The organism is Streptomyces sp. NPDC031340, from assembly GCF_055569945.1.
In genome coordinates this window covers 1-19,592 of record NZ_JBVIIE010000024.1, presented here as the reverse complement: position 1 = coordinate 19,592, position 19,592 = coordinate 1, and the positions used below count along the sequence as shown (strand labels likewise).

At 73.2% G+C, this 19,592-nt stretch carries 22 protein-coding genes; 9 read left to right on the top strand and 13 right to left on the bottom strand.

Features of this window, described 5'->3' with window-relative positions; translation table 11 throughout:
* Positions 1–19: 19 nt before the first annotated feature.
* The 7 genes from ACZ5GT_RS20005 to bioB all read right to left on the bottom strand — a co-directional run bounded on the left by ACZ5GT_RS20005 (position 20) and on the right by bioB (position 8,451).
* Positions 20–445: a GNAT family N-acetyltransferase gene (locus ACZ5GT_RS20005; protein WP_469025887.1), complete on the bottom strand. Its 426-nt coding sequence runs from the start codon at positions 443–445 to the stop codon at positions 20–22.
* A gap of 173 nt (positions 446–618) precedes the next feature.
* Complete coding sequence (locus ACZ5GT_RS20000) at positions 619–3,186, bottom strand: ABC transporter permease (protein ID WP_469025882.1); 2,568 nt, start codon at positions 3,184–3,186, stop codon at positions 619–621.
* Between the two features lie 4 nt (positions 3,187–3,190).
* Positions 3,191–4,108 carry an ABC transporter ATP-binding protein gene (locus ACZ5GT_RS19995; RefSeq protein WP_469025876.1) on the bottom strand — a complete coding sequence of 306 codons (918 nt, stop codon included), beginning with the start codon at positions 4,106–4,108 and terminating at the stop codon, positions 3,191–3,193.
* A gap of 228 nt (positions 4,109–4,336) precedes the next feature.
* Complete coding sequence (locus ACZ5GT_RS19990) at positions 4,337–5,023, bottom strand: class I SAM-dependent methyltransferase (RefSeq protein WP_469025871.1); 687 nt, start codon at positions 5,021–5,023, stop codon at positions 4,337–4,339.
* A gap of 198 nt (positions 5,024–5,221) precedes the next feature.
* Positions 5,222–5,938 (bottom strand): dethiobiotin synthase, encoded by a 717-nt coding sequence (bioD, locus tag ACZ5GT_RS19985; protein ID WP_469025863.1) that lies wholly within the window; start codon positions 5,936–5,938, stop codon positions 5,222–5,224.
* A gap of 1 nt (position 5,939) precedes the next feature.
* Positions 5,940–7,220, bottom strand: a complete 1,281-nt coding sequence (locus tag ACZ5GT_RS19980) for an adenosylmethionine--8-amino-7-oxononanoate transaminase (RefSeq protein WP_469025858.1) — start codon at positions 7,218–7,220, stop codon at positions 5,940–5,942.
* Positions 7,213–8,451, bottom strand: a complete 1,239-nt coding sequence (gene bioB / locus ACZ5GT_RS19975; RefSeq protein ID WP_469025853.1) for a biotin synthase BioB — start codon at positions 8,449–8,451, stop codon at positions 7,213–7,215. The genes ACZ5GT_RS19980 and bioB overlap by 8 nt, the downstream gene beginning before the upstream one ends.
* A gap of 147 nt (positions 8,452–8,598) precedes the next feature.
* On the opposite strand from bioB, the gene ACZ5GT_RS19970 reads away from it, so the two are divergent.
* Positions 8,599–9,726: an 8-amino-7-oxononanoate synthase gene (locus tag ACZ5GT_RS19970; RefSeq protein WP_469025847.1), complete on the top strand. Its 1,128-nt coding sequence runs from the start codon at positions 8,599–8,601 to the stop codon at positions 9,724–9,726.
* Positions 9,727–9,768: 42 nt separating this feature from the next.
* Here the strand turns inward: ACZ5GT_RS19970 and ACZ5GT_RS19965 are convergent, their stop codons facing one another.
* Both ACZ5GT_RS19965 and ACZ5GT_RS19960 read right to left on the bottom strand, forming a co-directional pair.
* A complete protein-coding gene (locus tag ACZ5GT_RS19965; protein WP_469025840.1) occupies positions 9,769–9,996 on the bottom strand; it encodes a DUF397 domain-containing protein in 228 nt (75 codons plus the stop codon).
* A gap of 9 nt (positions 9,997–10,005) precedes the next feature.
* Positions 10,006–10,866 (bottom strand): helix-turn-helix domain-containing protein, encoded by an 861-nt coding sequence (locus ACZ5GT_RS19960; protein ID WP_469025837.1) that lies wholly within the window; start codon positions 10,864–10,866, stop codon positions 10,006–10,008.
* A gap of 213 nt (positions 10,867–11,079) precedes the next feature.
* Here ACZ5GT_RS19960 and ACZ5GT_RS19955 point away from each other — a divergent pair, with 213 nt between their 5' ends.
* Positions 11,080–11,538 (top strand): ATP-binding protein, encoded by a 459-nt coding sequence (locus tag ACZ5GT_RS19955; protein WP_469025828.1) that lies wholly within the window; start codon positions 11,080–11,082, stop codon positions 11,536–11,538.
* A gap of 93 nt (positions 11,539–11,631) precedes the next feature.
* Here the strand turns inward: ACZ5GT_RS19955 and ACZ5GT_RS19950 are convergent, their stop codons facing one another.
* The 4 genes from ACZ5GT_RS19950 to ACZ5GT_RS19935 all read right to left on the bottom strand — a co-directional run bounded on the left by ACZ5GT_RS19950 (position 11,632) and on the right by ACZ5GT_RS19935 (position 14,258).
* Positions 11,632–12,201 (bottom strand): DUF6328 family protein, encoded by a 570-nt coding sequence (locus ACZ5GT_RS19950; protein ID WP_469025823.1) that lies wholly within the window; start codon positions 12,199–12,201, stop codon positions 11,632–11,634.
* 82 nt (positions 12,202–12,283) lie between these two features.
* Positions 12,284–12,757, bottom strand: coding sequence for a C40 family peptidase (locus ACZ5GT_RS19945; protein WP_398265079.1), 474 nt, complete (start codon positions 12,755–12,757; stop codon positions 12,284–12,286).
* A 549-nt stretch (positions 12,758–13,306) separates the two neighbouring features.
* Complete coding sequence (locus tag ACZ5GT_RS19940) at positions 13,307–13,615, bottom strand: hypothetical protein (RefSeq protein WP_398265082.1); 309 nt, start codon at positions 13,613–13,615, stop codon at positions 13,307–13,309.
* A 7-nt stretch (positions 13,616–13,622) separates the two neighbouring features.
* Positions 13,623–14,258 carry an ATP-dependent Clp protease proteolytic subunit gene (locus tag ACZ5GT_RS19935; RefSeq protein WP_469025818.1) on the bottom strand — a complete coding sequence of 212 codons (636 nt, stop codon included), beginning with the start codon at positions 14,256–14,258 and terminating at the stop codon, positions 13,623–13,625.
* Between the two features lie 98 nt (positions 14,259–14,356).
* Here ACZ5GT_RS19935 and ACZ5GT_RS19930 point away from each other — a divergent pair, with 98 nt between their 5' ends.
* The 7 genes from ACZ5GT_RS19930 (at position 14,357) to ACZ5GT_RS19900 (ending at position 19,353) form a co-directional block, all read left to right on the top strand.
* Positions 14,357–14,635 (top strand): type II toxin-antitoxin system Phd/YefM family antitoxin, encoded by a 279-nt coding sequence (locus tag ACZ5GT_RS19930; RefSeq protein WP_469025810.1) that lies wholly within the window; start codon positions 14,357–14,359, stop codon positions 14,633–14,635.
* 194 nt (positions 14,636–14,829) lie between these two features.
* Entirely contained in the window at positions 14,830–15,132 is a 303-nt protein-coding gene (locus ACZ5GT_RS19925; RefSeq protein WP_351894403.1) for an urease subunit gamma, read from the top strand.
* Positions 15,133–15,143: 11 nt separating this feature from the next.
* Positions 15,144–15,455, top strand: a complete 312-nt coding sequence (locus tag ACZ5GT_RS19920) for an urease subunit beta (RefSeq protein WP_469025802.1) — start codon at positions 15,144–15,146, stop codon at positions 15,453–15,455.
* Entirely contained in the window at positions 15,448–17,169 is a 1,722-nt protein-coding gene (locus tag ACZ5GT_RS19915) for an urease subunit alpha (RefSeq protein ID WP_469025799.1), read from the top strand. Before ACZ5GT_RS19920 ends, ACZ5GT_RS19915 begins: the two co-directional genes overlap by 8 nt.
* A complete protein-coding gene (locus ACZ5GT_RS19910) occupies positions 17,169–17,843 on the top strand; it encodes an urease accessory protein UreF (protein WP_469025796.1) in 675 nt (224 codons plus the stop codon). Before ACZ5GT_RS19915 ends, ACZ5GT_RS19910 begins: the two co-directional genes overlap by 1 nt.
* Before the next feature lie 62 nt (positions 17,844–17,905).
* A complete protein-coding gene (gene ureG, locus ACZ5GT_RS19905; protein ID WP_469025793.1) occupies positions 17,906–18,583 on the top strand; it encodes an urease accessory protein UreG in 678 nt (225 codons plus the stop codon).
* On the top strand, positions 18,580–19,353 hold the full coding sequence (locus ACZ5GT_RS19900; RefSeq protein WP_469025790.1) for an urease accessory protein UreD: 774 nt from the start codon (positions 18,580–18,582) through the stop codon (positions 19,351–19,353). The genes ureG and ACZ5GT_RS19900 overlap by 4 nt, the downstream gene beginning before the upstream one ends.
* The last annotated feature ends 239 nt before the right edge of the window (positions 19,354–19,592 follow it).

Here is a 19,592-nt window from a genome sequence, read left to right as displayed (position 1 = left end):
TGTGCTGCGGCGGCCCGCGTCAGCCGTAGAGCGGCTTCACCCAGCGCCGCCAGTGCTCCTCCGGCGCGTAACCGGCCGCACGCCACGCGTGGTGCGCCCGCTCGTTGCCGGTGAGCACCATCGCGTCCCCGCGCCGCCCGCCGAGCCGCACGAACCGCTCCTCGGCCGCGGCGAGCAGCGCCGAGCCGATGCCCCGGCGCCGCCGCTCGGGGTGCACCGCGAGCCGGTAGAGATGGCAGCGCCAGCCGTCGAACCCGGCGATCACCGTGCCGACGAGCTCGCCGTCCTGCTCGGCCAGGATCAGCGCTCCGGGATCGCGGGCCACCAGCCGCTCCACGCCGTCCCGGTCGTCGCTGATGCTGGTGCCCTCGGCGGCCGTCTTCCAGAAGGCCAGCACCGTGTCGAGGTCGGCCGCCGTCGCGGCTCGCACGCGCAGATCGCTCATGTGCCGATCCCACCATCCCCCGACGGCCCGGGCCCGGAATTCCGTCATCCGGACAGTCACCGGCCCCGCGCCGCGGCCGCGACCGGCGCGAAACACCTCCGGGTACGGCTCCGGCGGACCAGGCGCGGCCCGAACTCTCAGGCTGCTTGGAGTGTCCGCCGGAATTCCGTCACTCACTCGTGCGCGATGGCCGCCAGCACGTTCATGCGGGAGGCGCGCAGCGCGGGCAGCAGCGCTGCCACGATGCCGACCACCGCCGAGCCGACGACGACCGCGACGACAGTGCCCCACGGGATCGCGAGCGCCTTCATGCCCTGCAGGGCCAGCACCTGCTGCGTGCACACGCCCCACACCAGCCCCAGCGCCAGCCCCAGCACCGCGCCGAACACCGCGATCACCACGGACTCCAGCCGGATCATCCGGCGCAACTGCCGCCGGGCCAGGCCGATGGCGCGCAGCAGCCCGATCTCCCGGGTGCGCTCGACGACCGACAGGGCGAGGGTGTTGACCACGCCGAGCACCGCGATGACGATCGCCAGCCCGAGCAGCGCGTAGACGAGGTAGAGCAGCACGGCGATCTGGTCGTGCACCAGCTGCTTGTAGTCGGCCTGGTCGCGGACCTGCACCTGCGGGTACGGGGCGAGCGTCCGCTCCAGCGCCTGGCGCAGCCGGTCGGGGCTCGTGCCGGAGGCCGCGTTGATGTACAGCGCGGCGTCCTGGCCGCCCGGCAGGTACTTCTCGACCGTCGCGACGCCGAGGAGCACCCCGCCCTGCGTGCCGAACCCGTCGGAGGACTCCTGGTCGGTGAGGGCGCCGACCCGCAACTCGGTCTTCCGCCCGGCCGGGAACTCGACGGGGATCGTGCTGCCGACCCGGACGCGGTGCTTCCTGGCGAAGTCGGCGTCCATCCCGAGGCTGCCGTCCGCCAGCGCCGCCGCCGAGCCGCCGGCCGCGTAGGGCACGTGCGCGACCTCGTCGAGGCGGTCGTCGTAGCCGGTGGCGGTCGTCTCCACCCGCTTGCCGTCCGGCAGCCGCAGGGCGACCGGGGCGAACCGCTGCCGCACGACGAGCCCGACGCCCCGCGTGCCGCGCACCTTGTCCGTGACCTCCTGCGAGAACGGCAGAAAGTTGCCGTTCATGATCACGAAGTCGGCGCCGAGCGTCTTGTCGATCTGCTGGTCGAAGGACTTCGACATCGAGGCGCTCGCCACCGACATGCCGCCGACCAGGGCGAGGCCCACCATCAGGGCCGCCGCGGTGGCCCCGGTGCGGCGCGGGTTGCGCAGGGCGTTGCGCTGGCTCATGCGGCCGATCGAGCCGAACAGGGCGGGGAAGGCGCCGCCGAGGACCCGGATCACGGGGCGGACCAGCAGCGGCCCGGCGATCACGGTCGCGATCAGGGTCAGCACCACACCGAGCCCCAGCAGCGAGGCGGCGGTGGCCGTCCGCGACGCCACGGCGCAGCCGGCGAGCGCGGCCGCCCCGATCGCCCCGACGGCCGCGCCGGCCACCGCGCGGGTGCGCAGCGGCCGTCCCGTGCCGGCGATCTCGGCGTCCGCCAGCGCGGCCATCGGGGAGACCGCCGCCGCGCGCCGGGCCGGGAGATACGCCGCCACGAAGGTGACGCCGACGCCGACTACGTACGCCGCGACCGGCGTGCCCCAGCCGACGACCATCTCCGTCGCCTTCAGGTTCATCCCCAACGCGCCCATGAGCTTGATCAGTCCGGCGGCGAGCCCGATGCCGGCCGCCAGGCCCAGCGTCGAGCCGACCAGACCGAGCAGGGCCGCCTCGGTCAGCACCGACCGCCGCACCTGCCGCCGGTCCGCGCCGAGGGCCCTGAGCAGGCCGAGTTCGCGGGTGCGCTGGGCGATCAGCATGGAGAAGGTGTTGACGATCAGGAAGACGCCGACCAGGACCGCGATGCCGGCGAAGCCGAGCATCACGTACTTGATGACGTCGAGGAACCCGCCGAGGCTCTGGGTGGCCGACTTGGCCTGCTCGTCGGCGGTCTTGACGTCGTAGGCCCCGGTGCCGACCGCGGCGACGATCCGGTCCTTGAGCCGCGCGTCGCTCACGCCCTTCACCGCGTCCACCGAGATGCTGGTCGCCTTGCCCGCCGAACCGAGCAGCCGGGCCGCCGCGGTGTCCGGGTCGAGGAAGACCAGGGCCGCGCCCGGGTTGGTGGTGGTGAAGGTCGCGATGCCGACGACCCGGACCTTGAAGGAGCCCGGCTGCGCGAGCACCGTCAGGGTGTCTCCGATCCGCACGTGCTTCTTGTCGGCGGTGTCGGCGTCCAGGAGCGCCTCGCCGGGGCCGTGCGGGGCGTGCCCGGAGGTCAGCTTCAGGGGGCTGCGGTCGGTGACGAACCAGTCGGTGGCCATGGTGGGCGCGCCGGTGGTCGAACCGACGGACCGGTTCCTGCTGTCGACGACCGTGACGTTCTCGACGCTCACGTCCGCGTGCGCGGACGCGACCCCGTCGACCTTCGCCACGCGGTCCGCGAGCGCGGCGGGCACGGTCCGGACCGCTCCCGTCGGCACCCGGGACGCGAGGTCCTTCCTGGGCTGGACCGTCACGTCGGCGGCGGTGGAGGCGAACAGCCGGTCGAAGGTGCGGGTGACGGTGTCGGAGAAGATCAGGCTGCCCGCGACGAACGCCACGGACAGCAGGACGGCCAGCGCGGACAGCAGCAGTCGCCCCTTGTGCGCCAGGAAGCTCCTGAGCGTCGCCTTGAGCACGGTGTCAGTCTCCCTCGGTGGCGGACGTGCACTGGCCGGCGGCGGGCGTGTCCTCGCTGATGGCGGGCGCGTTCCCGTCGGCGGCCGGCGCGTCCTCGCCGGCGGATGTGTCCTCGCCGGTGGCGGGGGTGTCCTCGTCGGCAGGGCCGCGGATCACGTCGAACCGCTTCATGCGCTCCAGCACCGCCTCCGCCGTCGGACGCTCCATCTCGTCGACGATCCGTCCGTCGGCGAGGAAGAGCACCAGGTCGGAGTGGGCGGCGGCGCCCGGGTCGTGGGTGACCATGACGACCGTCTGGCCGAGATCGTCGACGGCCTGGCGCAGGAAGGCGAGCACCTCCAGGCCGGCCCGCGAGTCGAGGTTGCCGGTCGGCTCGTCCGCGAAGATCAGCTCGGGCCGGGACACCAGTGCCCGCGCGCAGGCCACCCGCTGCTGCTGACCGCCCGACAACTGCGCGGGCCGGTGCCCCAGCCTGTCCCGCAGCCCCAGGGTGTCGACGATCCGGTCCAGCCACTCCGGGTCCGGCCTCCGGCCCGCGATGTCCATGGGCAGGGTGATGTTCTCCGCCGCGGTCAGGGTCGGAATGAGGTTGAACGACTGGAACATGAACCCGATCCGGTCCCGCCGCAGCCGGGTCAGCTCACGTTCCCTGAGCCCCGTTGTCTCGGTGTCGCCGAGCCAGACCTGCCCGGCCGAGACCGTGTCGAGCCCCGCCAGGCAGTGCATCAGCGTCGACTTGCCGGACCCGGACGGCCCCATGACCGCGGTGAACCGGCCGCGCGCGATGTCCACGTCCACCGAGTCCAGGGCGAGGACGGTCGTCTCGCCCGAGCCGTAGGCCTTGGTCAGTCCGCGGGCGCGGACCGCGAACCCGGCGGCCGACGCATGGCCCGGCGCGTGCTGCGCAGCAGGTGTGGACAAGGCCGTCTCCCTCTGGACGTGTCGGTTCCCCCGGTTCGCGCTGAGCCTAGTGTGGCCCGTTCCGCGCCCGGTACCCGCCGAAGGTCCCGGCTGATCGCCGGCACGGGCCTGCCCCGGACGCCCGTGCGGTGTTCTCGTCCTCGACGTGCGGGCTGGGCGAGGCAGCCGGGCGGACACGTGGTGGCCGGGGTGGCCTCCGCGTGGACGGTGCGCCTGACCGGGCCGTGACTACCCGGTGCCCTCCGGCCGCCACGCGGTGCCCAGCACGCAGTAGGAACTGGGCAGCACCGGCCCGTTCTCCGGCATCATCATCCGCCGGTAGGGGCCGAGTTCGAACCCGGCGTCGCGCAGGGCGGCGACCGGCTCCCGGGCGAGATGGCAGCCGCCGCTCACCGCCGGCCACAGGGTCCGGTCCAGCGTGCGCTGGGTGAGGACCATGAACCGCCCGCCGCCCCGCCCGTGCTCGAAGAACCGCACGACCCCGCCCGGCCGGAGCACCCGGCGCACCTCGCCGAGGGCCCGCGGGACGTCCCGCACGCTGCACAGCACCAGCGAGATCACCGCGGCGTCGTAGGCCTCGCTCTTGACCGGCAGCGCCTCGGCCGTGCCCGGCACCACGTCCACGGGCACCTCGGCGCGCACGGCCGCCTCGACGGCCAACTGCCGCAGCCGCCGCTCCGGTTCGATCGCGACGACCTCGGAGACGGCGTTCGGGTAGCGGGCGAAGTTCAGCCCGTTGCCCGCGCCGATCTCGATGACCCGCCCGGCCAGCCCGGCCAGCAGCCGCTCCCGGACACCGGCCATGCCCATCCGCGTCTCGGCTCTCACACTGACCCGGGCGTAGCACCGGGCGAACAGCGGGTGGTGCACGGGATCCCGGGCCACCTTCGCGGAGCCGGACGGCCGAAGCGGCATGAGGACCTCCCCGTCGGAGTTCTTACCGCGATTCTGCCCCGGAACGGGGCCCGCGCACCCCTGCCGGGGCCGGTCGGACAGCCGCGGGGAACCGCGCGACCGGTCCCGACCGCACCGTGACCGGCCCCGACGGCACCGCGTCCGGCTGACGGCACGGTGGCCGGCCGACGGCGCGACGCGGCACAGCAGGCGGAGCGCTCAGGCGGCCTCCCGCGTCCGGAACGCCTGTGCCTCCCAGGTACCGGACAGGCGCGGGGCCAGCCAGCCGGGCGCCGCGGCGCGGAAGGCGGCGGGGGACAGCGCTCCCGACCCGGCCGGCAGGGCGCCCAGCAGCGGGGCGCCGGAGACCTCCGGCAGGTCGGTGACGTTGCACCGCATCGCCAGGTCGGGCGCAGCGGGCCAGCTGCCGATGACCACGCCCAGCAGCTCCAGGCTCCGGCTGCGCAGTTCACGGGCCGTCAGCTCGGTCGCGTTGAGCGTGCCGAGCCCGGCCGGCGCGACCACCAGCACCGGCGCCCCCAGCAGGACGGCCGCGTCGGCCAGTGTGCCGCCGGTCTCGTCGAAGCGGACGAGCAGCCCGCCCGCGCCCTCCACGAGCACCAGGTCGTGGTCGGCCGCCAGCTTCTGCGCGGCCTCGGCCACCTGGTGCGGGCGGACCGGCGCCAGCCCCGCCCGCCGGGCGGCCGTCGCCGGCGCCAACGGCTCGGGGTAGCGGGCGATTTCGGCGGTCGTCACGGCGCCCGCCAGCCGGGCGACCTCGTCGGCGTCCCCGCGCTCGTCGGGCCGTACCCCCGTCTGCGCGGCCTTCAGCACCGCCACCGACCGGCCGGCGGCCAGCGCGGCGGCGGCGACCGCGGCCGTCGTGACCGTCTTGCCGACCTCCGTGCCCGTGCCCGTGATCACCAGTACCGGCATGTCATCCCTCCCGTGCGGCGACGCACACCGCGCGCGTGATCCGTGCCACGTCCGCGTCGTCCGTGACGTACGGCGGCATCGTGTAGATCAGGTCACGGAACGGCCGCAGCCACACGCCCTCGCGCACGGCGGCGGCCGTGGCGGCCGCCATGTCCACCTCGTGGTCGAGCTGGACGACCCCGATGGCGCCGAGGACCCGTACGTCCTTCACGCCCGCAAGCTCCGTGGCCGGCGCCAGCCCCTCGCGCAGCCCCGCCTCGATCCGCCGGACCTCGGCCCGCCAGTCCTGGCCGAGCAGCAGCTCGATGGAGGCGCAGGCGACGGCCGCGGCGAGCGGGTTGCCCATGAAGGTCGGGCCGTGGGCGAGCACCGGGACCTCGCCCCGCGAGATGCCGTCGGCCACCCGGGACGTGCACAAGGTGGCCGCCATCGTCAGATAGCCGCCGGTCAGCGCCTTGCCCACGCACATCACGTCCGGCGTCACCGCCGCGTGCTCCGCCGCGAACAGCGTGCCCGTGCGCCCGAACCCGGTCGCGATCTCGTCGAACACCAGCAGCACGTCGTGCGCGTCGCACGCCTCGCGCAGCACCCGCAGGTACGCGGGGGAGTGGAACCGCATCCCGCCCGCGCCCTGTACCACCGGCTCGACGATCACCGCGGCCAGTTCGTCCGCGTGCTCCGCGATCGCCGAACGCAGCCGCTCGGCGTACGCCTCGTCCCAGTCCGCCGGCGGCGAGTCCACGAACACCTGCCGGGGCAGCACCCCGGCCCACAGGCCGTGCATCCCGCCCTCGGGGTCGCACACCGACATCGGCTGCCAGGTGTCGCCGTGGTAGCCGCCGCGCCAGGTCAGCAGCCGCTGCTTGGCGGGGCGGCCCAGCGAGCGCCAGTACTGCAGGCACATCTTGACCGCCACCTCCACCGACACCGAGCCGGAGTCGGCGAGGAAGACGTGCTGCAGGCCGTCCGGCGACATGTCGACGAGGAGCTTCGCCAGGCGTACGGCGGGCTCGTGGGTGAGCCCGCCGAACATCACGTGGCTCATCCGGCCGAGCTGCTCGCGGGCGGCCTCGTTCAGCACCGGGTGGTTGTAGCCGTGGATCGCCGACCACCAGGACGACATGCCGTCGACCAGCTCGCCCGAGCCGTCGGCCATGCGCAGCCGCACCCCGTTCGCCGACTCGACGACGAGCGGTTCGGCGCGGCCGGGCATGGGACCGTACGGATGCCATACATGGCGCCGGTCGAGCTCCAGCAGTTCGGCGACGGGCAGGTCAGGCATTGGGCGCGAGGTCCGTTCCGGCGCCGCGACGGCGTACGGCGACCAGGTCGGGGCGCGGTTCGGCGGCCGTCGCCGCGGCGGCCGCCGCCGTACCGCAGACACTGCCGCCCTCGTGCGTCCCGCACCCGGCGCCCTCGGCACCCTCGTGGGACCCGCACCCGGCACCCTCGTGGGACCCGCACCCGCCGCTCTCGTGCGACCCGCACCCGCCGCCGGCCGCCGCCGTCCGGTGCTCCGGCAGGGTCACCTGGTCCCCGCCCTCGATCTCGAACCCGGCGTCGGCGATCATCTCCAGGTCGGCCTTGCCCGCCTGGCCCTCGCTGGTCAGGTAGTCCCCGAGGAAGATCGAGTTGGCCAGGTGCAGGGCGAGGGGCTGCATGGTGCGCAGGTGCACCTCGCGGCCGCCCGCGATGCGGACCTCGACGTCCGGGCACACGAACCGGACCATCGCCAGGATGCGCAGGCAGCGCTGCGGGGTGAGGTTCCACTCCTTGGCCAGCGGCGTGCCCTCGAACGGGATGAGGAAGTTGACCGGCACCGAGTCCGGGTCCAGCTCGCGCAGCGAGAAGACCACGTCCACCAGGTCCTCGTCGGTCTCGCCCATGCCGGCGATCAGGCCCGAGCAGGCCGACAGGCCCGCCGCGTGCGCCTTGTGCACGGTGTCCACGCGGTCGGCGTAGGTGTGCGTGGTGGTGATCTCCCCGTACGTTCCCTCGGACGTGTTGAGGTTGTGGTTGTAGGCGTCCGCGCCGGCCTCCCGCAGCCGCTCGGCCTGGCCGTCGGAGAGCAGGCCGAGGCACGCGCACACCTCGACGTGCTCGTTCTGCTCCTTGATCGCCTTGATGGTGTCCGAGACCCGGTCCACGTCGCGGTCGGTCGGCCCGCGCCCGCTCGCCACCAGGCAGACCCGCTTGGCGCCGCCCGCCAGACCGGCCGCGGCGGCCCGGGAGGCCTCGTCGGGCTTGAGCCAGGTGTACTTCAGGATCTCGGCCTTGGAACCGAGCCGCTGGGAGCAGTAGGAGCAGTCCTCCGGACAAAGCCCGGACTTCAGGTTGACGAGGTAGTTGAGTTTGACCCGTCGGCCGAACCAGTGCCGGCGCACCTTGCCGGCCGCGGCCACCACATCGAGCAGGTCGTCGTCGGAAGTGGCGAGGACGGCCAGAGCTTCCTCGCGGGTCGGCAGCTCGCGCCGAAGCCCCTTGTCCACCAGCGTGTTCAGCAGCAGGTCCATGGGAGCCGATCCTGTCCTACGAGGCCGCCCGGGGCCAAGGAGAGTTTGAACAACGGAGACACTTCGACGTGTGGGTATTGCCACATCATGAGCCGGGGGACGTGCGGCTAGGGTCTGTCCACTGCCTACAAATGCCCCGGAGGAGCCATGGCGTTCGGCTGGATCGACGAGCAGGCGGAGCTGCGCCGGCGTGCCGGACTCGTGCGGACCCTGCGCCCCCGGCCCGCCGAATCGCCGCTGCTGGACCTCGCGAGCAACGACTACCTGGGCCTGGCCCGTCATCCCGAGGTCGCCGAGGGCGCCGCGCGGGCCGCGCGCGTCTGGGGCGGCGGGTCCACCGGGTCCCGGCTGGTGACCGGCACCACCGAACTCCACGCCGAGCTGGAGCGCGAGCTGGCCGGTTTCTGCGGCTTCGAGGCGGCGCTCGTCTTCTCCTCCGGCTACGCGGCCAACCTGGCCGCCGTCACCGCGCTCGCGCCGCACGGCTCGCTGATCGTCTCCGACGCGGGCAACCACGCGTCGCTGATCGACGGCTGCCGGCTGGCCCGGGGCGCCACCCAGGTCGTCGGGCACGCCGATCCGGAGGCGGTGCGCAAGGCGCTGAGCACGCACGAGGGCACGGCCGTCGTGGTGTCCGACACGGTCTTCTCGGTCGACGGGGACGCGGCCCCGCTGGCCGGGCTCGCGGCGGCCTGCCGGGAGCACGGCGCCGGGCTCGTCGTCGACGACGCCCACGGGCTGGGCGTCCTCGGCGACGGCGGCCGCGGCGCCCCGCACGCGGCGGGGCTCGCGGGCGCCGACGACGTCGTCGTCACGGTCACCCTGTCCAAGTCGTTCGGCAGCCAGGGCGGCGCCGTGCTGGGCCCCGCCCGGGTGATCGACCACCTGGTGAACGCGGCCCGGACCTTCATCTTCGACACGGGGCTGGCCCCCGCGTCCGCGGGCGCCGCCCTGGCGGCCCTGCGGCTGCTCGGCCGCGAGCCGCAGCGGGCGGCGCGGGCCCGCGCGGTGGCGGCCGACCTGCACGCACGCCTGACGGCCGCCGGTCTGCGGGCGGTACGACCGGACGCCGCGGTCGTGTCCGTGCGCGCGCCGTCCCCGGAGGGGGCCGTGCGATGGGCGGCCGACTGCCGGGCGGCAGGGCTGGCCGTGGGCTGTTTCCGTCCTCCTTCCGTGCCCGACGGCGTCTCGCGGCTCAGGCTGACCGCCCGCGCGGACCTCTCCGAGGCGCAGATCGAACGTGCGGTGCGCGTGATCGGCGAAACTCGACCATGAGTCGGCGTGACACGGCCGGGCTCCGCACGACGTGCGTCCCGATCAGCGTTTCAAGGCGGCCGTGAAACCCGCCCAGCTCCCGGGGGAGAAGAGCAGCGCGGGTCCGGCCGGGTCCTTGGAGTCCCGTACGGCGAGCAGACCGGCCCATGGGCCGGAGCGCGGCGCCGCCGTCTCGACGCAGTTGTTCGCACCGGTGCTGTAGCTGCTGCGCAGCCACCGCACGTCGTGCGGGGCGGTGCTGAACGGAACGTTCCGAGGCAGTGCTGACATGGTGCCTCCTTACCCGCCGACGACTGTCCCGGCGAGGTAATCCAATGAGTCCTCGGGCGAAAGGGCTTGGATCTGAAGGGAATTGAAGGCCTCGGTGTAGGCCTGGAGGTCTTCTTTCCGTTCCAAGTGGAGGCTACTCGTCAGGTGGTCGAGAACGACCACGTCCAGATCAGAAGTGCTCGAAAATGAGAAAATAACGAAAGACCCGGTGACGCCGACGTGCGCTCCGGCGCCGAACGGCAGGATCTGCAGCCGTACGTTCGGCAGGCGCGCCGCCTCGACCAGCCGTTCGAGCTGCCGCGCCATCACCTCGGGGCCGCCGATCTCCCGGCGCAGCACCGCCTCGTCCAGCACCGCGCTGAACTCCAGCGGCGGATCGGCCCGCAGCACGCCCTGCCGGGCCAGGCGCACCTGGACCAGCGCGTCGAGCTCCGCGTCGTCCAGCCCGCGGGTCGCTGCCCGGGTCACCGCCCGCGCGTACTCGGGCGTCTGCAGCAGCCCCGGCACCACCGAGGTCTCCAGGGTGCGCATCGCGTCGGCCTGGGACTCCAGGCTGATGAAGTCGCTGTAGTCCGGCGGCAGGACGCCGCGGTAGGCGTGCCACCAGTGGTGCCGGCCGGTGTTCTCGTCGGAGCCCGCCAGCACCAGCATCAGCTCGCGCAGCCGCGGGTCGGACACCCCGTAGGCGTCCAGGAGCAACCGCACATCGGCCGGTTTCACCCCGCTGGTGCCGGTCTCGATGCGACTGACCTTCGACTGGTGCCAGCCCACCAGCCGCGCCGCCTCACCACTGGTGAGCCTCGCTTCGGCGCGCAGCGCGCGCAGTTCGGCGCCCAGCTTCCTGCGGCGCACCGCGGGACCGTGCTGCATGGGTCCCTCCTTACTCCTCATGAGGCGCCCCGATGCGGTCTCTCGTGGCAGAGTTCACCGCTTCGAGGGACAGATATATGCATATCCAGGTGGATCGCCAGCCGTGACCGGCGCGGTGATGGCAGTCTGACGGCGAAGCACCAGTCCGGGACCGTACTCGAACCATCCGCTCCGTGTCGGACCGCGGTCCCGCGGGAAAGGGACGACGTCGCCATGGCAGACCATCTGGAAGCATCCGTCACTCTGTCGAGCGATCCCGCCTCGGTCTGCGCGGCCCGCACCTACGTGATCGACACCCTCGCGGAGTGGGGTCTGGCGCCGCACACGGAGGTGGCCGACACCGTCCGGCTCATCGTCTCCGAACTCGCCACCAACGCCGTCCAGCACACCCTCGGGCAGTCGCCCACCTTCACCGTCGGACTCGAACTCGACCGCGACGAACACCTGCGCATCGGCGTCACCGACAGCCACCCGCGGTTCCCGAAACGGCTGCCCGCCGCCGTCCAGCAGGACAACGGCCGCGGCCTGGTGATCATCCGTTGGCTGACCGCCGAGTGCGGCGGCAGGCTGTGCGTGCGCCCCACCCGGGAGGGCGGCAAGACGGTCTCCGTCGAACTGCCGTGGAAGGCGCAGGCCCGGCCGGTGCCGACGGCCGGGCAGCAGGAGTCGTAGCGGCCTCGGCGAGGAGTCGGCGGCGTCGCACGTGCCTCGCACGTGCCTCGGCCGAGGAGGGCAACGGCGTCGTACACGCGTCGGCCGAGGGGCTCAGCGGCGTCGTACCGGCGGCTCGCGGTGCACGGCCGCGTCGCGCGGCGGTCCCGGCTGCCGGACGACGGGCACGGGCTCCTGCTCGGCGGACAGGCCCGCACGCCGCACCAGGCGGGGCAGCAGCCACCACAGGCCGAGGCACACGCACAGGGTCGCCGCGCCCGCGGCCACCCCGCCCGCCCGGCCCGTCGTCACGTCCACCACGAGCAGCACCGAGCCGGTGAACGCCAGCACCAGCACACCCATGCCGATGGTGGCGAGCCGCGAGGAGACCTGGACGATGCGCGGCTTGGCGCCCCGCTGGAACAGCGAGCGGTGCAGCGCGGCCGGCGCGGTGAACAGGGCGGCGGCGAGGACCGCGAGCAGCAGTGTGGTGACGTAGGTGGCCCGCTGGACCGGGTCCAGGGACGGGAAGCGCGGGGTGAAGGCCAGGGTCAGCAGGAAGGCGAAGAGGATCTGCACCCCGGTCTGGGTGACCCGCAGTTCCTGGAGCAGCTCGCCGAAATTGCGGTCGGCACGCTCCAGCGGGGTCTCGTTGCGTGCGGTGCAGGGGACGTGGTCGGCCATGGTTGAACGGGTAACCAGCCAGGGCCATGTCACGCCTCGTGGGGTGGCGGCGGGTCAGGGGCGCCGCCACACCACGCAAGGATCAGCTCACCCGGCCGTACCAGACGCTCTTCGTCCAGATCTTCTGCAGTCTCACCACGTCCCCGGTCTTCGGGGCGTGCCAGATCTTCCCCTTTCCGGCGTAGATGCCGACGTGGTAGACGTACGAACCCGAATGGAAGAACACGAGGTCTCCGGCCTTGCGGCTCTTGGCGGAGATGTGGCGGGTCTTGTTGTACTGCTGGGCCGCGGTACGCGGCAGGCTCTTGCCCGCCTTCTTGAACGAGTACAGCGTGAGCCCGGAGCAGTCGAACCGGTACGGCCCGGTGGCACCCCACCGGTAGGGCGCACCCTTCTTGGAAGCCGCGATCTGCAATGCCTTCGTCGCGGGCGTCGCGGCGGCCGCGTCGGAGGCGAAGCCCGGGACCACGACCGAGCCGCCCACCGCGGCGATGGTGAGGGCCGAGGCCGTGCCGGCCCGGACCATCATCGACGGGACACGATTGAGCGCAGTCATGCGCAACCCTTCGTCAGCCGCCTGTGAAGGATGACCTGTCGGATTCGGGCTGGCGAAGTTGCCCGGCCGCGTGCGCGGCTTCACCCCAAGGGCTGCTCGGCCCGGTCATGGCGTGACCGTTCCGGCGACCCGTCGTGCTTGGGTCCTCCACTCCTGCCGATCCACTCCTGTCGACCGGTCATCCGGGCGGCGGCAGGACTCGGCGTCCGCCCGGATCGCCCCGCCGCGGCGGCGGGGACTTGTCGTCAGACACGGATCTTGGCTCACGGATTTCCGAAAAGCCCAACGGAAACGGGGATTTGTGTTGTTACTCACCACTCACCCGTTCGGGTGCCCACTGCTGCGTTCGGACGCGCGTCATCACCTCCGAAACCGCCCGGACCAGCGAAGAAGGGCCTCATCCCGCCTTGGGGCCGGGCCCGTTGCGCAACCCGACCGGTCAAAAAAGAGGAGGTGTGTCTAGTCCGGAAGGCGGTACGCCGTTTGGTCCGTTTCGGCCCCGGCCCGGACACCGCGCCGGGCGACCGCGGCCCGGGCCCGGCGCGTGCCTCAAGTGCCGGACTGCGGGGGCACGGTGACCCGGGCGGTGCGCCGCTCGCCGTCCAGCACCCGCAGCGCCCGCGCCAGGGTGGGAGCGTGCAGTTCGGTCTCGCCCCGTTGGTGCATCAGGGCGAGCGCGTCGCGCAGTTCGGCCGCCCGGGCCACCAGCGCCTGCGCGGCCCGCAGCCCGCCGTAGGTGTCGCCGTGGCGGGCCGGATTGATGCGGCCGAGCAGGTCGGCCACGTCGAGATAACGGTCGATCAGCTCGCCCTCGGCGCGGGTCAGCGCGGGCAGTGGGGGGAGTTCGGGCGGGAGCACCGGCCGCTCACCTCCCGGCGGGCGGGGCGAGGGGCGTCCTGCGGCCGGGGACGATCCGGTCCACCAGGCCGTAGTCCACGGCCTGTCGGGCGTCGAAGACCCGGTCCCGCTCGATGTCGGCGCCGATCTTCTCCCGGCTGTGTCCGGTGGCCCGGGCCAGCATCTCCTCCACGAGACGGCGATTGCGCGTCAGTTCCTCCGCCTGCACCGCCAGATCACTCGCCTGGCCCCGCACCGGCTCGGCGAGCGCGGGCTGGCGGATCAACACCCGCGCGCCCGGCAGTGCGGAGCGCTTGCCCGGAGTCCCGGCGGCCAGCAGCACCGCGGCCGTGGAGGCGGCCTGCCCCAGGCACGTCGTCTCCACGTCGCAGGAGACGTACCGCATCGTGTCGTAGAGCACCGTCATGGCGCTGAACGAGCCGCCCGGCGAGTTGATGTACAGCGCGATGTCCCGGCCGGGGTCCTTGTGCTCGAGGTACATGAACTGGGCCGTCAGATCGTTCGCCGCGGTGTCGTCGAGGGGCGTGCCGAGGAAGAGGATCCGCTCCTCCAGCAGCTTCGAGTACGGATCCATCGACCTGTGCCCGGACGAGGTCCGTTCGGTGAACTCGGGCAGGACGTGGCGGGCGGACGGTCGGGTCATGGCATACCCCTCCTCGCGGCAGAGCTGTCCCCGGAGCTGTCCCCCGGAGCTGTCCCTGTAAAAAATGTACAGGACGTACATGACGTTATGATGGAGGTATGGCCTACGAGATTCCGGTGACGCAAGCCAGGGCTGAGCTCGCCGACCTGATCAACCGGGTGGTGTACGGCGGTGAGCGCGTCGTGGTGACGCGGCACGGCAAGCCCCTCGTCGCCCTCGTCTCCGCCGCCGACCTGGAACGGCTCGACGCGCTCGACCAGCCGGCGGAGGACCAGGTGATCAGCGCCGTCTCCACGGTCCGCGAGGTCGGCTCCGCGCCCCGCGAACCCCGGCGGTTCGGCATCGCGGCGGAGCACCGCCGGCCCGGCACGTCGTAGGGCACGGGCGCGCGCCGACGTCGCACGTGTGCGCGCCGACGCTCCCCCCGGGCGCCGGCCGGAAGGTCACGGCTCGGTTAACGTGCCCGAAACCCGGCCCAACTAGCCTGCCCTCCCACGCCACCAGGGACTTTGCCCGTGGCCGCGGCAGCCGGGCCCCGCACGGCCCGGAGCGAGGACTGTGAGGTGGTTACGTGCAACTGACGCCGCACGAGCAAGAGAGGCTGCTGATCCACGTGGCGGCCGACGTCGCCGAGAAGCGCCGGGCCCGCGGGCTCAGACTCAACCACCCCGAGGCGGTCGCCCTGATCACCTCGCACATCCTCGAAGGCGCACGTGACGGCCGCACCGTCGCCGAGCTGATGGCCTCCGGGCGCACGCTGCTGACCCGGGACGACGTCATGGACGGCGTGCCGGAGATGATCCACGACGTCCAGGTCGAGGCGACCTTCCCGGACGGCACCAAACTCGTCACCGTCCACGACCCGATCGTCTGAGAGGGGCGTCGATGATTCCCGGAGAGATCCTGTTCGCCGACGGCCCGATCGTCTACAACGAGGGCCGCGAGGTCACCCGGCTGACCGTCCTCAACGCCGCCGACCGGCCCGTCCAGGTCGGCTCCCACTACCACTTCGCCGAGGCCAACCCCGGCCTGGAGTTCGACCGCGCCGCGGCCCGGGGCAAACGGCTGAACGTCGCCGCCGGCACCGCCGTGCGCTTCGAGCCCGGGATCCCCGTCGACGTCGAACTCGTCCCGCTCACCGGCGCCCGCGTCGTGCCGGGGCTGCGCGGGGAGACCGGAGGTGCCCTCGATGCCTGAGATCTCGCGCGCCGCGTACGCCGACCTGTTCGGCCCGACGACCGGCGACCGCATCCGGCTCGCCGACACCGACCTGCTGATCGAGATCGAGGAGGACCGCAGCGGCGGCCCCGGCCTCGCCGGCGACGAGGCCGTCTTCGGCGGCGGCAAGGTCATCCGCGAGTCCATGGGCCAGTCGCGTGCCACACGCGCGGACGGCACCCCCGACACCGTCATCACGGGCGCCGTCGTCGTCGACCACTGGGGCGTCGTCAAGGCCGACATCGGCATCCGCGACGGCCGCATCACCGGAATCGGCAAGGCGGGCAACCCCGACACCATGGACGGCGTCCACCCGGACCTGGTGATCGGCCCGGAGACCGAGGTCATCTCGGGCAACGGGCGCATCCTGACGGCCGGGGCGATCGACGCGCACGTCCACTTCATCTGCCCGCAGATCGCCGACGAGGCGCTGTCCGCCGGCATCACCACCCTGGTCGGTGGCGGCACCGGACCGGCCGAGGGCTCCAAGGCCACCACCGTCACACCCGGCCCCTGGCACCTGGCCCGGATGCTGGCGGCGATGGAGGCCTACCCGCTGAACATCGGCTTCCTCGGCAAGGGCAACACCGTCTCCCAGGAGGCGATGCTGTCCCAGATCCGCGGCGGCGCGCTGGGCCTGAAGCTGCACGAGGACTGGGGATCCACCCCGGCCGTCATCGACGCCTCGCTGACCGTCGCCGACCGGACCGGCATCCAGGTCGCCATCCACACCGACACGCTCAACGAGGCCGGGTTCGTGGGCGACACCCTCGCGGCGATCGCCGGGCGCGGCATCCACGCGTACCACACCGAGGGCGCGGGCGGCGGGCACGCGCCGGACATCATGACCGTGGTCTCCGAGCCGCACGTGCTACCCAGCTCCACCAACCCGACCCGGCCGTTCACCGTCAACACCGCCGAGGAGCACCTCGACATGCTGATGGTGTGCCACCACCTCAACCCGGCGGTGCCGGAGGACCTGGCCTTCGCCGAGTCCCGGATCCGGCCGTCCACCATCGGCGCGGAGGACATCCTGCACGACCTCGGCGCGATCTCGATCATCTCCTCCGACTCCCAGGCCATGGGCCGCGTCGGCGAGGTGATCCTGCGGACCTGGCAGACCGCGCACGTGATGAAGCGGCGCCGGGGCGCGCTGCCCGGTGACGGGCGCGCGGACAACCGGCGGGTGCGCCGGTACGTCGCCAAGTACACGATCAACCCGGCCCTCGCGCAGGGCCTGGCCCGGGAGATCGGGTCCGTGGAGACCGGCAAGCTCGCCGACCTGGTGCTGTGGGAACCCGCGTTCTTCGGCGTGAAGCCGCACCTCGTCCTCAAGGGCGGCCAGATCGCCTACGCGCAGATGGGCGACGCCAACGCCTCCATCCCGACGCCGCAGCCGGTCCTGCCGCGGCCCATGTACGGGGCGATCGGGCGGGCTCCGGCCGCCAACTCGCTGAACTTCGTGGCCCCGCTCGCGATCGAGGACGGGCTGCCGGAACGGCTCGGGCTCGGCAAGCGGTTCGCCGCCATCGACTCGACGCGCGGGGTGACCAAGGCGGACATGCGCGAGAACGACGCGCGGCCCGAGGTGCGGGTCGACCCCGACAGCTTCGCCGTGCACATCGACGGCGAACTCGTCGAGGCCACGCCGGCCGCCGAACTGCCCATGGCCCAGCGTTACTTCCTCTTCTGATGTCCCGGGCGGCGCTTCTCGTCCTGGCCGACGGCCGCTTTCCCGCCGGAGGGCACGCGCACTCCGGCGGGGCGGAGGCGGCCGTGAAGGCCGGACGGATCACCTCGGCGGCGAGTCTGGAGGACTTCTGCCGGGGGCGGTTGCACACGACCGGCCTCGTCGCGGCGGCGACGGCCGCGGCGGCGGTGCTCGGCGTGGACCCGTCGGCGCTGGACGCCGCCGCCGACGCGCGGACGCCCTCGCCGGCGTTGCGGCTGGCCGCGCGGAAGCTGGGGCGGCAGCTGACCCGGGCCGCCCGGGCGACCTGGCCCTCCGGTGAACTCGACGCCCTGGCAAGGGAGTTCCCCAAGGGGGCGCATCAGCCCGTGGTGCTCGGGCTCACGGCACGGGCGGCGGGCCTCTCGCCGCAGGACGCGGCGCACTGCGCGGCGTACGAGAGCGTGAGCGGGCCGGCGAGCGCCACCGTACGGCTGCTCGCCCTCGACCCCTTCGACGCGACGGCGGTGCTGGCGCGGCTGGCGCCGGAGCTGGACCGCGTCGCGGACCGGGCGGTCGAGGCGGCCCGGCGCGTCACCCGCGAGGGCGTCGACGCGCTGCCCGCGGCGTCGGCCCCGCTGCTGGAGATCGGCGCGGAGGCGCACGCGGCCTGGGGCGTGCGGCTGTTCGCCTCGTGAGTTCCCCGAATCTCCCGCTCACGCTCACTTCCCTGCCCGACGACGACCCATGGAGCCGTCCGATGCACCTCGACCACTCCCACGACGGCCCCTCCGCCGTCAGCGCCGACGCCCGGCGCCCCGACGGCTCCCGCCGCGCGCTGCGGATCGGCCTCGGCGGGCCCGTCGGCTCGGGCAAGACCGCCACCGTCGCCGCCCTGTGCCGGGCGCTGCGCGACGAGTTCTCCCTCGCCGTAGTCACCAACGACATCTACACGCGCGAGGACGCCGAGTTCCTGCTCCGCGAGGCGGTGCTGCCGCCCGAGCGGATCACCGCCGTGGAGACCGGGGCCTGCCCGCACACCGCGATCCGCGACGACATCTCCGCCAACCTGGAGGCGGTGGAGGACCTGGAGGACGAGGTCGGGCCGCTCGATCTCGTCCTCGTCGAGTCCGGCGGGGACAACCTCACCGCGACCTTCTCCAAGGGGCTGGTGGACGCCCAGATCTTCGTGATCGACGTGGCCGGCGGGGACGACATCCCGCGCAAGGGCGGCCCCGGCGTCACCACCGCCGACCTGCTCGTCGTCAACAAGACCGACCTCGCGCCGTACGTCGGCTCCGACCTCGGACGGATGGCCGCCGACGCCGAGGCGCAGCGCGGCGAACTGCCCGTCGTGCTGCAGTCGCTCAGGAGCGAGACCGGCGTGCGCGACGTCGCGAACTGGGTGCGGGCGCGGCTGACGGCGTGGACCGCATGAGCGCGACCGGCGTCACGGGAACCGGGGTGCGCGCCACCGCACGGCTGCTCGCGCGGGCCGACGGACGCGGCGGTACCGCGCTGCCCGTACTGGAGAGTGAGGGACCGCTCGCGCTGCGGCGCACCCGGGGGAGCGGCGCCGAGGCACGCGTGATGCTGGTCGGCGCGATGAGCGGCCCGCTCGGCGGCGACCACTTCACCGTGCGGGCCGACGTGCGGGACGGGGCCGCGCTGCGGGTCGGGTCGGCCGCCGCGACCATCGCGCTGCCCGGACAGGCGGGCGGCGAGGCCCGCTACGACGTCCGGCTCAGCGTCGCCGACGGCGGCGAACTGCACTGGCTGCCGGAGCAGTTGATCTCCGCTCGGGGCAGCGACCTGCGCGTCACCACGCGGGCCGAACTGGGCGCGACGGCGCGGCTGGTGCTGCGCGAGGAGCAGGTGCTGGGCCGGGCGGGGGAGGAACCGGGGCGGCTGACCAGCCGTCTCACCGTACGGATCGGACAGCGGACGGTTCTCGACCAGGAGCTCGGCTGCGGACCCGGAGCGCCGGCCGGATGGGACGGACCGGCCGTGCTCGGCGGCCACCGAGCCGTCGGACAACTACTCGTCGTGCGACCCGAGTTCACAACCCAATCGGTGCGCCCCCAGATGCTCACGGACGACGCCGCCCTACTGCCGCTCCCCGGCCCCGCCGCGCTGGTGACCGCGGTCACCACGGACGCCCTCCGCCTGAGACGCGTCCTGAACGAGGCGTTGGCCGCTCTCGCTTGAGCCCCGGTCGGGCAGCGCCCTGAAGCTTGAGTTTTTACCTTAGGTTCGTTTTCTGTCGCGGTCGGTTTGCTGCTTCATGGCCACGGGGTGCCGCTGGCGTGGGGGGCGGGTGGTGCCTTTGGGGCGTCCGGGGCCTGGCGTGGTGGGTTTTGGCTGTTTGGCGGGAGTGCCGAGTCGGCGTGCCAGGCGGGCAAAACTTCGCCGGACTCGTCCGGGTGTCGGTGTTCGGCCTGCGGGGG

What these genes read in the sequence shown, in the direction of transcription:
- ACZ5GT_RS19970 (WP_469025847.1), top strand. Translation starts at nt 8,599, where the DNA reads ATGGCGTTCGGCTGGATCGACGAGCAGGCGGAGCTGCGCCGGCGTGCC.
- ACZ5GT_RS19920 (WP_469025802.1), top strand. Translation starts at nt 15,144, where the DNA reads ATGATTCCCGGAGAGATCCTGTTCGCCGACGGCCCGATCGTCTACAAC.
- ACZ5GT_RS19915 (WP_469025799.1), top strand. Translation starts at nt 15,448, where the DNA reads ATGCCTGAGATCTCGCGCGCCGCGTACGCCGACCTGTTCGGCCCGACG.
- ACZ5GT_RS19955 (WP_469025828.1), top strand. Translation starts at nt 11,080, where the DNA reads ATGGCAGACCATCTGGAAGCATCCGTCACTCTGTCGAGCGATCCCGCC.
- ACZ5GT_RS19965 (WP_469025840.1), bottom strand. Translation starts at nt 9,996, where the DNA reads ATGTCAGCACTGCCTCGGAACGTTCCGTTCAGCACCGCCCCGCACGAC.
- ACZ5GT_RS20005 (WP_469025887.1), bottom strand. Translation starts at nt 445, where the DNA reads ATGAGCGATCTGCGCGTGCGAGCCGCGACGGCGGCCGACCTCGACACG.
- ACZ5GT_RS19990 (WP_469025871.1), bottom strand. Translation starts at nt 5,023, where the DNA reads ATGCCGCTTCGGCCGTCCGGCTCCGCGAAGGTGGCCCGGGATCCCGTG.
- ACZ5GT_RS19900 (WP_469025790.1), top strand. Translation starts at nt 18,580, where the DNA reads ATGAGCGCGACCGGCGTCACGGGAACCGGGGTGCGCGCCACCGCACGG.
- ureG (WP_469025793.1), top strand. Translation starts at nt 17,906, where the DNA reads ATGCACCTCGACCACTCCCACGACGGCCCCTCCGCCGTCAGCGCCGAC.
- ACZ5GT_RS19950 (WP_469025823.1), bottom strand. Translation starts at nt 12,201, where the DNA reads ATGGCCGACCACGTCCCCTGCACCGCACGCAACGAGACCCCGCTGGAG.
- ACZ5GT_RS19930 (WP_469025810.1), top strand. Translation starts at nt 14,357, where the DNA reads ATGGCCTACGAGATTCCGGTGACGCAAGCCAGGGCTGAGCTCGCCGAC.
- ACZ5GT_RS19980 (WP_469025858.1), bottom strand. Translation starts at nt 7,220, where the DNA reads ATGCCTGACCTGCCCGTCGCCGAACTGCTGGAGCTCGACCGGCGCCAT.
- ACZ5GT_RS19945 (WP_398265079.1), bottom strand. Translation starts at nt 12,757, where the DNA reads ATGACTGCGCTCAATCGTGTCCCGTCGATGATGGTCCGGGCCGGCACG.
- ACZ5GT_RS19960 (WP_469025837.1), bottom strand. Translation starts at nt 10,866, where the DNA reads ATGCAGCACGGTCCCGCGGTGCGCCGCAGGAAGCTGGGCGCCGAACTG.
- ACZ5GT_RS19935 (WP_469025818.1), bottom strand. Translation starts at nt 14,258, where the DNA reads ATGACCCGACCGTCCGCCCGCCACGTCCTGCCCGAGTTCACCGAACGG.
- ACZ5GT_RS19910 (WP_469025796.1), top strand. Translation starts at nt 17,169, where the DNA reads ATGTCCCGGGCGGCGCTTCTCGTCCTGGCCGACGGCCGCTTTCCCGCC.
- bioB (WP_469025853.1), bottom strand. Translation starts at nt 8,451, where the DNA reads ATGGACCTGCTGCTGAACACGCTGGTGGACAAGGGGCTTCGGCGCGAG.
- bioD (WP_469025863.1), bottom strand. Translation starts at nt 5,938, where the DNA reads ATGCCGGTACTGGTGATCACGGGCACGGGCACGGAGGTCGGCAAGACG.